The organism is Pseudomonadota bacterium, from assembly GCA_030775045.1.
Taxonomy (GTDB): Bacteria; Pseudomonadota; Alphaproteobacteria; order JALYJY01; family JALYJY01; genus JALYJY01.
Genome location: JALYJY010000037.1, coordinates 2,538 through 15,196, shown reverse-complemented (window position 1 = coordinate 15,196; position 12,659 = coordinate 2,538). Strand labels below are relative to the sequence as shown.

Sequence of the window (12,659 nt, the reverse complement as noted above, 5' to 3'; positions counted from 1 at the left end):
GATGACGCGGCCGCGGCGGCCGTTGTCGAACAGGGCGTCCACGGCTTCCTGCAGCATGCGCTTTTCGTTGCGGACGATAATGTCCGGCGCGCGCAGCTCCATCAGCCGCTTCAGGCGGTTGTTCCTGTTGATGACGCGGCGGTACAGGTCGTTCAGGTCCGACGTGGCAAAGCGGCCACCATCCAGGGGAACCAGCGGCCGCAGTTCCGGCGGAATAACCGGAACCACATCCAGAACCATCCATTCGGGGCGCGCCCCTGACTCCAGGAACGCCTCGATGACCTTCAGGCGCTTGACCAGTTTCTTGCGCCGGGCTTCGGACGTGGTTTCCCGCAGTTCCTGGCGGCAGTTTGTACGCTCCTGCTCCAGATCCAGGGCGGACAGCATGACCTTGAGCGCTTCGGCCCCGATGGAGGCCGTGAACGAATCCTCGCCGAATTCGTCCTGGGCCTGCAGGTATTCCTCTTCCGTCAGGACCTGGTGCAGTTTCAGCGATGTCAGGCCCGGTTCAATGACGATGAAACTTTCGAAGTACAGGACCTTTTCCAGGGATTTCAGGGTCATGTCCATCAGCGTGCCGATACGGCTCGGCAGGCTTTTCAGGAACCAGATGTGCGCCACCGGCGAGGCCAGCTCGATATGGCCCATACGCTCGCGGCGCACTTTGGACAGGGTCACCTCGACGCCGCACTTTTCGCACACGACGCCGCGGTACTTCATGCGCTTGTACTTGCCGCACAGGCACTCATAGTCCTTGATGGGACCAAAGATGCGCGCGCAGAACAGACCTTCACGCTCGGGCTTGAAGGTGCGGTAGTTGATGGTTTCCGGTTTCTTGATCTCGCCGAACGACCAGGACCGGATCTGCTCCGGGCTGGCAATGGCAATCCGGATCTGGTCAAAGGACTGCGTGCCCTGGACCTGGCCGAAAATGTTCATCAACTCGTTCATTCTTCCCCCTTGCAGCCCCACAACACGGGGCTAGTTAAGCTCCAGTCCCATCGGCTTACAGATGTGCACCACAGTTCCCTCTTCCTTCAACCTCTCAAGCGCGGATACGGCGGCCGAGGGCCCAAAGCACGGCGTACTGCATGTTTCACCCGGTTTTGCCAATTTGACGTCAGTCAAAAGCCTGGCGTACAATTCATTCACACGATCCTGCTCACTCTGCACACCCCGCACCACCTGTACCGCTACCACTCCCCCTCCCGCTCTGACCAGCGTTTCAGCCAGCACCCTCGCCTGTACCGGGTCAGCTTTATACTCCACCAGGAAACTCAGGATCTCTCCCGGCTGCCCCGGACCAGTCCCCTGAAGGCGCACCGCCTGCACCTGACGCTCACCTTCCCGGGCTGCTTCCGGGGCAAGTTTCACGGCTGGATTTTCCCTGCGACCTTTTGCCATCCAGAGTACCTCCTGTAGCTATATGTGGGGCGTAAACCTTCCCTGACTACAATAGCTTGTGGCACCTGTACAGTGGCTAAAAGGCCTGATTTTCTATACCCCCGAAGCATCCATTGGTCATAGTTCAGTCTTTCTGTTCCAGCTCGACGTTCAGGCCCAGGGAACGCATTTCCTTGACCAGAACGTTGAAGGATTCCGGTATGCCGGCCTCGAAGTTGTCATCCCCGCGCACGATGGCGTCATAGACCTTCGTGCGGCCCGAGACGTCATCCGACTTGACGGTCAGCATTTCCTGCAGGGTATAGGCGGCACCATAGGCCTGCAGGGCCCAGACCTCCATTTCCCCGAAGCGCTGTCCGCCGAACTGGGCCTTGCCGCCCAAGGGCTGCTGCGTCACCAGGCTGTACGGGCCGACGGACCGGGCGTGGATCTTGTCGTCCACAAGATGGTGAAGCTTCAGCATGTAGATATAGCCCACAGTCACCTTGCGGTCGAAGGTCTCGCCCGTCCGGCCATCGATGAGTGTGACCTGCCCGGAGCGGTCCAGGCCGGCCTTGTCCAGCATGGCCTCGATGTCCTCTTCCCGCGCGCCGTCGAAGACCGGCGTGGCAAAAGGAACACCGGACCGCAGATGTCCGCACATCTCCAGGAACTGTTCGTCTTCCAGGTTCGCGATTTCAGCCTTGTACACCCTGTCACCATAGATGTCCTTCAGCCTGTCGCGCAGCTGTCCTGTATCCGGTGAGGATTTTTTCTTTTTGCCGGCGCCAGCCTGGAGTTCATCCAGCATGGCACCGATCTGGCGGCCAAGGCCTGCAGCGGCCCAGCCCAGATGGGTCTCCAGGATCTGGCCCACGTTCATGCGGGACGGCACGCCCAGCGGGTTCAGAACGATATCCACCGGCGTTCCGTCTTCCAGGTGCGGCAGGTCTTCCACAGGCACAATGCGGGAGACTACACACTTGTTGCCGTGACGGCCGGCCATCTTGTCCCCGGGCTGAAGCTTGCGCTTTACCGCCACGAATACCTTGACCATCTTCATGACACCGGGGGCCAGCTCGTCACCCCGCTGGTGCTTTTCCACCTTGTCCTCAAAGCGCTTCTGCAGGGCTGTGACTGATTCCTCGAACACCTTGCCCATGGCCTCGATGGCATCCATGACCTTTCCGGCCACAGTAATCTGGCGCCACTGGCCGGGTGTGAATTCCGCCAGGACATCTTCCTGGATCAGGGTGCCTTTTTTCAGTCCTTTCGGTCCGTTAACCGATTTCTGTCCCAGCAGAAGTTCTTTCAGGCGGCCGTAATAGCTGCGCTCCAGAATGGCCTTCTCGTCGTCACGGTCCTTGGCCAGACGCTCGATCTCGGCCCGTTCGATCGCTACAGCGCGCTCGTCCTTGTCCACGCCACGGCGGGAGAACACGCGCACGTCAACGATCGTACCCGTCACTCCCGGCGGCAGACGCAGGGACGTGTCGCGCACGTCGGACGCCTTTTCACCGAAAATGGCACGCAGGAGTTTTTCCTCAGGCGTCATGGGGCTCTCGCCCTTGGGCGTGACCTTGCCAACCAGGATGTCGCCCGGATTGACCTCGGCGCCGATATAGACGATGCCGGCCTCGTCCAGGTTCTTCAGGGCTTCCTCACCCACATTGGGAATATCGCGGGTGATTTCCTCCTGGCCCAGCTTGGTATCGCGGGCCATGACCTCGAACTCCTCGATGTGGATCGAGGTAAAGACGTCCTCGCTGACGATCCTTTCGGAAATCAGGATAGAGTCCTCGAAGTTGTAGCCATTCCAGGGCATGAACGCACACAGCACGTTGCGGCCCAGTGCCAGATCGCCCAGCTCTGTGGACGGGCCATCGGCAATGATCTCACCGGCTTCCACCATGTCCCCGACCTTGACCAGGGGACGCTGGGTGATGCAGGTGCTCTGGTTCGAGCGCTGGAACTTGCGCAGGTTGTAGATATCCACGCCAGGAGCCGCCGGATTGATATCCTCGGTCGCCCGGATAACGATGCGCATACCATCTACCTGGTCCACGATACCGGCCCGGCGGGTGGCCACCGCAGACCCGGAATCCCGGGCCACGGTTTCTTCCATGCCCGTACCAACCAGCGGCGCGTCCGCCTTGATCAGCGGCACGGCCTGGCGCTGCATGTTTGAGCCCATGAGTGCACGGTTGGCGTCGTCGTTTTCCAGGAAGGGAATCAGGGCTGCGGCCACAGAAACCAGCTGCTTGGGGGAAACGTCGATCAGCTCCACCGCGTCGGGCTTCACCATCAGGTACTCCCCGCCCTTGCGGCAGGAGACAAGCTCCTCGGACAGGATGCCCTTTGCGTTCATGGCCGCGTTGGCCTGGGCGATCACATAACGCCCCTCTTCCATCGCGGACAGATAGATCACCTCATCCGTCACCTTGCCGTTCACCACCTTGCGGTAGGGACTTTCGATAAAGCCGTACTGGTTGACCCGGGCATAGGTGGCCAGCGAATTGATCAGGCCGATGTTCGGTCCTTCAGGCGTCTCGATGGGGCAGATACGGCCATAGTGGGTGGTATGGACGTCGCGGACCTCGAACCCGGCCCGCTCACGCGTAAGACCGCCCGGCCCGAGGGCTGACAGGCGGCGCTTGTGCGTGATTTCAGACAGCGGATTGGTCTGGTCCATGAACTGGGACAGCTGGGACGAGCCAAAAAATTCACGCACCGCAGCCGCCGCAGGCTTGGCATTGATCAGATCGTTGGGCATGGCACTCTCGATCTCGACCGAGCTCATGCGCTCGCGGATCGCCTTTTCCATGCGGACCAGACCCAGACGGTACTGGTTTTCCATCAGCTCGCCCACCGAACGGACACGGCGGTTGCCCAGATGGTCGATGTCGTCTACCTCGCCCCGGCCGTCTTTCAGCTCGCACAGGATTTTCAGGATGGCCAGGATGTCTTCCTTGCGCAGGACGCGGACCTGGTCATCGGTCTCGAATCCCAGACGGGCATTCATCTTGACCCGGCCGACCGCGGACAGGTCATAGCGCTCCAGATCAAAGAACAGACCGCTGAACAGGGCTTCCGCCGTTTCCAGCGTCGGAGGCTCACCCGGACGCATGACGCGGTAGATATCAGTCAGGGCATCCTCGCGGCTGGCGTTGCGGTCCGCCGCCAGGGTATTGCGGATATAGGCGCCCACGTTCACGTGGTCGATGTCCAGAAGCGGCAGGGTTGCCACCCCGAATTTCTCCAGCTTTTCCAGATTGGCTGCAGACAGCTCATCGCCCGCCTCAAACACAACCTCGCCGGTTTTTTCGTTAATGAGGTCAGAGGCTAGATAGCGTCCAACCAGCTCTTCCGCGGTGACCAGCTGCTGGTCCAGTCCCTCGTCCTGCAGCTTTTTTGCCAGACGCGGAGTCATTTTCGTGCCGGCCTCGGCCACCACCTTGCCGGTCTTCGCATTGACCAGGTCAGCAGCCAGGCGGATGCCCTTCATCTTTTCCGGAACAAAAGGCGTCTGCCACCCGTTTTTGGTGCGGGAAAACATGACAGTGCCGTAAAAGGCTTCCAGGATCTCTTCCCGGGACATGCCGGTGATATGGGTACGTTCTGGTTCCTTCTTCGCCTTTGCGGATTTGGCCAGATACGCTTCGGTTTCCGCGCTGTACAGGGCCATCAGGAAGGTGGTGACCGGAAGCTTGCGGCGCCGGTCGATACGCACATGGATGACATCCTTGGCGTCGAACTCGAAATCCAGCCAGGAACCGCGATAGGGAATGACCCTGGACGCAAACAGGTATTTGCCCGAGGAATGCGTCTTGCCCTGATCATGGTCAAAAAACACGCCCGGAGAGCGGTGCATCTGGGACACGATCACCCGCTCGGTCCCGTTGATGATAAAGGTTCCGTTCTCGGTCATCAGGGGCATGTCGCCCACATAGACGTCCTGTTCCTTGATGTCGCGGATGGACCGCAGGCCCGTTTCGGAGTCCACATCGAACACAGACAGGCGCAGGGCCACCCGCAGGGAAGCCGCCCAGGTCATCCCCCCGTGCTGGCATTCCTTCACGTCATATTTGGGGTGTTCAAGATGGTAATGGACGAAATCCAGAACAGCGCGGTCCGAAAAGTCCCGGATGGGGAAAACGGACGTGAACACTTCCTGAAGCCCTACGGATACTCTTTTGGCCGGAGGGACATCCATCTGCAGGAACTGGTCATAGGAGCTGCGCTGAACCTCAATCAGGTTGGGCATGCGCGCCACCTCGGCGATACGGCCGAAGCTTTTGCGAATCCTCTTGCGTCCTGCGGATGACCTGGTCATGGATGCTCCCGACACGTGATGGACAAACTTCCCTTTCCGCACAGACCGAAAGCCCTTCCGGGCCCTGCGGCAGTGGTACGGACAGACCCCCTGCCAAAAATCAGCAGGAGGTCTGTGCGAACCAGCGCCTGCTTCTGGCGGACGCGGAGGCGGAGGATCCGAAGATCCACCGCCCCTGTCCGACAGAAACCGGGACGGAGATTACTTGATCTCCACTTTCGCGCCGTTTTCTTCCAGCACTTTCTTGATCTTGGCGGCTTCGTCCTTCGACACGCTTTCCTTGACGGTCTTGGGCGCGCCTTCCACCAGGTCCTTGGCTTCCTTCAGGCCCAGGCCCGTGATGCCGCGGATTTCCTTGATGACGTTGATTTTCTTGTCGCCGCCATCCGTCAGGACGACCGTAAATTCGGTCTGTTCCTCTGCGGCCGCGCCGCCACCACCACCGCCACCTCCTGCAGCAGCAACAGCCACAGGAGCAGCAGCAGAAACGCCCCACTTGCCTTCCAGCAGCTTGGACAGCTCGGCCGCTTCCATCACGGTCAGGGCGGACAGTTCATCAACCAGTTTTTCGAGTTTGGACATTGTTTTCTCCGATATGTATGGATGTTGTCAGGAAATTCAGGCTGCGCCGCCTTTTGCGGCGTGCGCTGAAAGGACACGGGCCACCTGGCCGCCGGGCGCCTGCAGGACACTGGCGATACGCGTCGCCGGTGTCTGGAGCATTCCCAGAAGCTTTGCCCGCAGTTCGTTGAGGGATGGCAGTTTTGCCAGTGCCTCAATACCGCTTTTGTCCAGAATCTTGTCGTTCAGCGCGCCACCGAGAACTTTGATCTTCTCATTGGTTTTTGCATAATCGACAAGCACCTTCGCCGCGGCCACAGGATCGCGTGAGAACGCAACCGCTGTCGGCCCCTTGAAAAGATGGGACAAGCCCTCGAACTGTGTTCCCTTCAGGGCAATTCTGGCCAGCCTGTTCTTGGCGACCTTGAATTCGGCATCTGCCTCGCGCACCTTGCGTCTCAGGCCCGTGACCTCAGCCACGGTAACCCCGGACTGCTGGATGATCACCAGCAGACTGGCTTCCTGAAACTTCTGGTTCAACGAGGTGATCGCCTGACCCTTTTCGGTTCGGTTCACGGACCATCTCCGTTGCTTGTGACACAGCCGGCAAACTGCCTGCTGTGCCTGGTTGCACATGGGCGACATCCGGGCCGCAGCCCCTCTGTCACCCGACCTGCCTGCCCCAGAAGTTCAAGCCCCGGATGGACCCCATCCATAAATGCTCTCACCCCCGTCTGTGCCGGATATTAAGCCCGGGCCGGAAAACCGGCCAAGGCACCTGCAGTCTCGGACAGGACTGCGACCCTTGCCAGAGGCATAAGCCGCAGCTTTCTTCCGTGGACCAGACCCTGCGGCCCGGCCCACAATTCCTTTACCCCCTACGCTCCTGAAACGCTGGATGCTTCCGCCGGATCCAGCTTGACGCCGGGTCCCATGGTGGAGCTCAGCCCGATCTTCTTGACGTATGTTCCCTTGGCTCCGGCAGGACGCGCACGGACAACCGCCGCCATGAAGGCGCGAAAGTTTTCTTCCAGCTGCTTTGCCGTAAAACTGGCCTTGCCAATCCCGGCCTGGACGATCCCGGCCTTTTCGGCGCGGAACTCGACAGAACCTGACTTGGCGGCTTTCACCGCATCGGCCACATTGGGCGTTACCGTGCCCAGCTTGGGGTTTGGCATCAGGCCGCGCGGGCCCAGAACCTTGCCCAGCTTGCCCACCACGCCCATCATGTCCGGAGTAGCGATGCAACGGTCAAAGCCCATCTCGCCGGCCAGGATCTTCTCGGCCAGATCGTCGGCGCCGACCAGGTCAGCCCCGGCCTTCTTCGCATCTTCGGCCTTGTCACCCTTGGCGAACACAGCCACGCGTATGGTGCGGCCTGTTCCGTTGGGCAGCTGGACCATGCCGCGGACCATCTGGTCGGACTGTTTCGTGTCGATCCCGAGGTTCACAACCACGTCCACGCTTTCGTTGAACTTCGCCTTCGCGTTGTCCTTGACCAGCGCAAAGGCCTCGGCCACCGTATAGAATTTGGCGCGGTCAACACCGGCCAGAGCTTTTTTGAAACGCTTTCCCTGTTTTGCCATGGCCTTACTCCACCACTTCCAGGCCCATGGACCGGGCCGTGCCAGCGATCATCATCATTGCCGCCTCTTCCGTGGTGGCATTCATGTCCGCCATCTTGCGCTTTGCAATCTCGCGCAACTGCTTTTTGTTGACCTTGCCTACAGGACCACCCTTGCCGGTGGTCTGGGAACCCTTCTGGACATTGGCCGCCTTTTTCAGGAGCCAGCTGACCGGCGGGCCCTTGATCTCAAAGGTAAACGTCCGGTCCTGGTACACCGTGATGATGACCGGGCAGGGCATACCGGGCTCAAAGCCGGGCCCCTGTGTCCTGGCGTTGAACGCCTTGCAGAATTCCATGATGTTCAGACCGCGCTGACCCAGCGCCGGTCCGATGGGCGGAGCCGGATTGGCCTTCATGGCCTCCACCTCCAGCTTGACGTACCCTGTAATCTTCTTTGCCATTCTCTCACCTTTCCATCAGGGCGTGGTGCGGCCATGGCTGGCCTCCCACGCTGTTGACCCCCACCCGGGGGCCGTTATGCCACCTTCTCGACCTGGCTGAATTCCAGCTCGACAGGGGTGGCCCGGCCAAAGATGGACACCGCCACCTTGAGCCTTGATTTTTCCTCGTCCACTTCTTCCACAACGCCGTTGAAGGACGTGAACGGACCATCGGCGACGCGGACCTGCTCGCCCACCTCGTACGTGATGAGGGAGCGGGGACGCTCGACCCCTTCCTGCACCTGGTTACGGATGCGGGCCGCCTCGGCCTCGGAAATCGGGCTGGGCTTGCCGCTGCCGCCCAGAAAGCCCGTCACCTTGGCCGTATTCTTGACCAGGCTCCAGGTTTCGTCGGACATGTCCATGCTGACCAGCACATAGCCGGGGAAGAATTTCCGTTCGGTATTCACCTTCTGGCCACGGCGCACCTCGGCCACCGTTTCTGTCGGCACCAGGATGTCGCCAAACCTGTCGGACATCTTTTTCTTGGCGGCTGTCTCGCGAATCGTCTCGGCCACCCTTTTCTCAAATCCGGAATGAACATGGACAACGTACCAGCGCATGGCCATGGCCTATCCTCCGATTCCCTGAAGTGCACGCACCGCGAGGGCAAAGACCTGATCCACAGCCAGAATAAAAATGGAAGCCAGGATGACCATCAGGAAGACCATTCCTGTGGTAATCAGGGTTTCCCGGCGGGTCGGCCAGGTGACCCTGGACGCCTCCCGGCGCACGTCGCGCACAAATTCAACTATTCCCTGTCCAGCCATACGCCCGCACCCGCATTGTCATACCGCAGGAAGATTCCGCCGGACTGGCAGGAGCGGCGGGACTCGAACCCGCAGCCCCCGGTTTTGGAGACCGGTGCTCTACCAGTTGAGCTACACTCCTGCACGATTTCCCGCCCAAACAAGGTTACCGCGCAAAATCTTCCGGTTCCGCGCGAGTGAGCGGTTGTAGCGGGTTTGAATTCCGGATGCAAGGGGCTATTTAAAGGAGCGGAATACTTGATAATCCCCCCCAAAAACACTAGAAAAACCGGGCCACATGAAATCAGGGAGAAAGTCATGGCTGTCAAGGTCGCCATCAACGGGTTCGGTCGTATCGGTCGTCTGGTCCTGCGGTCCGTCTATGAGACCGGCCGCAAGGATGTGGAGGTTGTCGCCATCAACGATCTGGCCGACGCCCACACCAACGCCCACCTGCTGAAATACGACAGCGTCCACGGCCGCTTTCCCGGCACGGTCGAGGTCAAGGGCGACACCATGGTGGTGAACGGCCATGCCATCAAGGTCCTTCAGGAAAAGGATCCGGCGAAACTTCCCTGGGGAACTATGGGCGTCCAGGTAGCCATGGAGTGCTCGGGCGTTTTCACAAAAAGGGATGATGCAGGCAAGCACCTGGAGGCCGGCGCGAAGAAAGTGCTGATTTCTGCCCCTGCCTCGGACGAGACCATCAAGACGATAGTTTACGGCGTAAACAATGAAACCCTGACGGCCGAAGACGAGATCATCTCCAACGCCTCGTGCACTACCAACTGCCTGGCCCCCGTGGCGCATGTGCTGCACAGGGGCATCGGCATCGAGCACGGCTTCATGACCACCATCCACAGCTACACCGGCGACCAGCGCATCGTGGACACCATGCACAAGGACCTGCACCGGGCACGCGCCGCGGCGCTGAACATCATCCCCACATCCACCGGCGCGGCCAAGGCCGTGGGCAAGGTCCTGCCGGACCTGAAAGGAAAGCTGGACGGCACGTCCCTGCGCGTACCCACTCCCAATGTTTCCGTGGTGGACTTCAAGTTCACGGCAAAGCGGGACACAACACCTGAAGAAATCGCCCAGCTCATCAAGGATGCCAGCAGTAAGGGCCCGCTGAAAGGCATCCTGACCTGGTATGAGGAAGACCTGGTGTCGGGTGATTTCAACCATGACCCGCATTCATCGATCTTCGCCATCAAGGAAACCAAAGTGATCGACGGCCGCTTTGTACGGGTCATGAGCTGGTACGACAACGAATGGGGCTTCTCCACCCGCATGAGCGACACCGCCGTGGCCATGGCAAAGGCGGGATAAGGAAGGGCGCGGATTCCGGAAATCCTTTCACTCCTGCCTGTTACTATCAACGATAATATACAGGCAGGGAAGGATTGATCATGCAAAAAGTGGACACTGGCAAACAGCAGCAGACTGACACGCCCGTGGGTGCCGCCGCACAAGCTGCCCACACAGGACGTACGACCAAAGAACAGCTGCCGGATCCTCTCATCAGAAACCTTCTTTACCTGTCAAGTACGCTTGCCGGTCTGTTTATGCTTGTAGCCAGGGGGCCAGCTGTCGCGAGGACCTGGTATGAGACAGGCACCTGCGCTACGGAAGCCGCCACACTGCTGCAGAACCACTATCCGGGACATGGCCTGACAGTAGATTACAGTCACAGCAGCACAGGAAAGCCTTCGATAAGATTGGTATATCCGGATGGGCGCTATGATGTGGTCATATTCCGTCAGCCTGACACGCTTTTCGGAAGCTACGGTAAACCTTCCATAACTGACTTTGATTTTGCGACCTTTTCTCCAGAAGGGCGCAGAGAATATAATTTTCCGCCCCATCACGTGGCCAAGGGTTACAAAGGCACAGAATCTGGGCTTGCCTCTTCATGGGGAAATTTCTTTGGACGAACCATGTACTGCCGCATGAGCGGTATCGCCGGACAGTTTGGCGAATTCGGTCCAGTGACAGCACCACAGGGCGCAGTTCCCTGACCGCCCTCCCCCCGCCGAAAGATATAGGTGTTACTTTCGGGGTGTTCCCCTATTCTTCCGTACGATAACTTTTGTATAGCCCTGTTTTGTCATTCCCGCGAAAGTGGGAATCCATACCATGGTTCAGCCTGAAAGACCGTATGGATCCCCGCCTGCGCGGGGGTGACAGGAAAGTGGCCAATACACTTCTGACAACGGGGAACAGCAGTAACATGTCATGGATATTCCCCTGGTTCCGCAGATCCTCCGGGCCTGCAGCGTCCCTGCAGCCCCCGGGGCTTCTGCCATTTGCCCTGGAGCAGTGCGCCGGCCTCCTGTTCCGCCAAGACAGGGGCCTGCGCTACACCTGGATCCACATCCCGTCCGGCACAGATCCGCACGCGGCCCTGTCCCTTTCCGGGAAAACCGATCCGGATATCTACAGCCCTGCTGACGCCCGTCTTCTGGCGGATCTGAAACAGCGGGTCCTGCGCACGGGGGAGACTGTCCGGCAGACTGTCACCCTCTCTCCCGGTAACAGAACGACAAGAACGTACGCCATGGTCCTTGCGCCTGCGACCGAAAACGGGGCCGTGACAGGCCTCTGGGGCATGCTCCGCGACAGGTCCGAGGAAGCCGCGCAGATGGCCGTCCTTGAAAAGACCCGGGCGGAAATCATGGCCCTGGGCGAGTCAAAGGCCCGGTTTTTCACGGCCGCCAGCCATGACCTGCGCCAGCCTTTCCAGGCCATGGCGCTGTTTCTCCACCTGCTGCAGAACCGCCTGACAACACCGGATCAGCAGGAACTTGCCGCAAAACTGGGCGAATCCCTCCGCTCCGGAGAACAGATGCTGGGGGCCCTGCTGGACGTTACGGCGCTGGACGGCCATACGGTCAGGCCCCTTCTGAAAACACTGCCTGTGGGCGATCTCCTGCAGCAGGTCCGGGAAGCCCTGGATCCTGCCGCACGGGCCAAGGGCCTGCAGCTGGTGGTCCTGCCCTGTCGCAGAAACGTGGTGACAGACCCGGACCTTCTGGCAAAGCTGCTGTACCAGCTGGTCAGAAATGCCATCGACAATACGGACAGGGGCAGGGTTTTGGTGGGCTGCCGCCCCCGGGGCAACAGGCTGAAAATCATGGTATGCGACACGGGCCGGGGCATTCCCGAACAGGACCAGGCGCTGGTTTTCGAGGATTTCTGGCAGAAGGACAACAACCAGAGAGACCGCGGCAAAGGCCTCGGCCTGGGCCTGACCATCGTGAGCCGTATTTCCCGCCTTCTGGATCTGGATGCGCGGATCGATTCCAGTATCGCGGGACGCGGCACGGTTTTCAGTTTTCACCTTCCCCTGTCTGCCGGGGTATCCCACACCCATCCCCGGATTGCGGCTGGCACAGGCACTGGCCTTGCGGGAAAGAAAGTCCTGGTGGTGGAGGATGACGTCATCCAGCTGATGGCGCTGGAGATGATGCTGGAGGACTGGGGCGCCGTTCCCCTGGCCGCATCCCGGGCCGAAGCAGCCCTTGAGGCTATCCATGAAAAAAACTTCAGGCCGGATATTGTCC

The 12,659-nt window shown here is 59.9% G+C and carries 12 protein-coding genes and 1 tRNA gene; 3 read left to right on the top strand and 10 right to left on the bottom strand.

The window, feature by feature from the left end:
* The 10 genes from M3O22_04720 to M3O22_04675 form a co-directional block, all read right to left on the bottom strand.
* A partial coding sequence (locus M3O22_04720; protein ID MDP9196061.1) for a DNA-directed RNA polymerase subunit beta' occupies window positions 1–951 on the bottom strand: 951 nt, incomplete at its 3' end.
* Window positions 952–981: 30 nt separating this feature from the next.
* The gene (locus M3O22_04715; GenBank protein MDP9196060.1) at window positions 982–1,404 is read right to left on the bottom strand and encodes a hypothetical protein; all 423 of its coding nucleotides are present in this window, start codon (window positions 1,402–1,404) and stop codon (window positions 982–984) included.
* Window positions 1,405–1,528: 124 nt separating this feature from the next.
* The gene (gene rpoB / locus M3O22_04710; GenBank protein MDP9196059.1) at window positions 1,529–5,716 is read right to left on the bottom strand and encodes a DNA-directed RNA polymerase subunit beta; all 4,188 of its coding nucleotides are present in this window, start codon (window positions 5,714–5,716) and stop codon (window positions 1,529–1,531) included.
* 201 nt (window positions 5,717–5,917) lie between these two features.
* On the bottom strand, window positions 5,918–6,298 hold the full coding sequence (gene rplL, locus M3O22_04705; GenBank protein MDP9196058.1) for a 50S ribosomal protein L7/L12: 381 nt from the start codon (window positions 6,296–6,298) through the stop codon (window positions 5,918–5,920).
* 36 nt (window positions 6,299–6,334) lie between these two features.
* Entirely contained in the window at window positions 6,335–6,853 is a 519-nt protein-coding gene (rplJ, locus tag M3O22_04700; protein MDP9196057.1) for a 50S ribosomal protein L10, read from the bottom strand.
* 302 nt (window positions 6,854–7,155) lie between these two features.
* Entirely contained in the window at window positions 7,156–7,863 is a 708-nt protein-coding gene (rplA, locus tag M3O22_04695; protein MDP9196056.1) for a 50S ribosomal protein L1, read from the bottom strand.
* 4 nt (window positions 7,864–7,867) lie between these two features.
* Window positions 7,868–8,305, bottom strand: coding sequence for a 50S ribosomal protein L11 (gene rplK, locus M3O22_04690; GenBank protein MDP9196055.1), 438 nt, complete (start codon window positions 8,303–8,305; stop codon window positions 7,868–7,870).
* A gap of 74 nt (window positions 8,306–8,379) precedes the next feature.
* Window positions 8,380–8,913: a transcription termination/antitermination protein NusG gene (nusG, locus tag M3O22_04685; GenBank protein ID MDP9196054.1), complete on the bottom strand. Its 534-nt coding sequence runs from the start codon at window positions 8,911–8,913 to the stop codon at window positions 8,380–8,382.
* Between the two features lie 3 nt (window positions 8,914–8,916).
* Window positions 8,917–9,114, bottom strand: a complete 198-nt coding sequence (gene secE, locus M3O22_04680) for a preprotein translocase subunit SecE (protein MDP9196053.1) — start codon at window positions 9,112–9,114, stop codon at window positions 8,917–8,919.
* Between the two features lie 45 nt (window positions 9,115–9,159).
* A tRNA-Trp gene (locus tag M3O22_04675) sits at window positions 9,160–9,235 on the bottom strand.
* Between the two features lie 176 nt (window positions 9,236–9,411).
* Here M3O22_04675 and gap point away from each other — a divergent pair.
* The 3 genes from gap to M3O22_04660 all read left to right on the top strand — a co-directional run.
* A complete protein-coding gene (gene gap, locus M3O22_04670) occupies window positions 9,412–10,425 on the top strand; it encodes a type I glyceraldehyde-3-phosphate dehydrogenase (GenBank protein ID MDP9196052.1) in 1,014 nt (337 codons plus the stop codon).
* An 80-nt stretch (window positions 10,426–10,505) separates the two neighbouring features.
* Window positions 10,506–11,114, top strand: coding sequence for a hypothetical protein (locus M3O22_04665; GenBank protein ID MDP9196051.1), 609 nt, complete (start codon window positions 10,506–10,508; stop codon window positions 11,112–11,114).
* 140 nt (window positions 11,115–11,254) lie between these two features.
* Window positions 11,255–12,659 (top strand): ATP-binding protein (locus M3O22_04660; GenBank protein MDP9196050.1); only part of this gene is annotated, 1,405 nt, incomplete at its 3' end.

Bases quoted from the DNA above. Each gene is read 5' to 3' on its own strand.
- M3O22_04665 (MDP9196051.1), top strand. From the start codon at position 10,506: ATGCAAAAAGTGGACACTGGCAAACAGCAGCAGACTGACACGCCCGTG.
- nusG (MDP9196054.1), bottom strand. From the start codon at position 8,913: ATGGCCATGCGCTGGTACGTTGTCCATGTTCATTCCGGATTTGAGAAA.
- M3O22_04715 (MDP9196060.1), bottom strand. From the start codon at position 1,404: ATGGCAAAAGGTCGCAGGGAAAATCCAGCCGTGAAACTTGCCCCGGAA.
- rplL (MDP9196058.1), bottom strand. From the start codon at position 6,298: ATGTCCAAACTCGAAAAACTGGTTGATGAACTGTCCGCCCTGACCGTG.
- secE (MDP9196053.1), bottom strand. From the start codon at position 9,114: ATGGCTGGACAGGGAATAGTTGAATTTGTGCGCGACGTGCGCCGGGAG.
- rplK (MDP9196055.1), bottom strand. From the start codon at position 8,305: ATGGCAAAGAAGATTACAGGGTACGTCAAGCTGGAGGTGGAGGCCATG.
- gap (MDP9196052.1), top strand. From the start codon at position 9,412: ATGGCTGTCAAGGTCGCCATCAACGGGTTCGGTCGTATCGGTCGTCTG.
- rpoB (MDP9196059.1), bottom strand. From the start codon at position 5,716: ATGACCAGGTCATCCGCAGGACGCAAGAGGATTCGCAAAAGCTTCGGC.
- rplA (MDP9196056.1), bottom strand. From the start codon at position 7,863: ATGGCAAAACAGGGAAAGCGTTTCAAAAAAGCTCTGGCCGGTGTTGAC.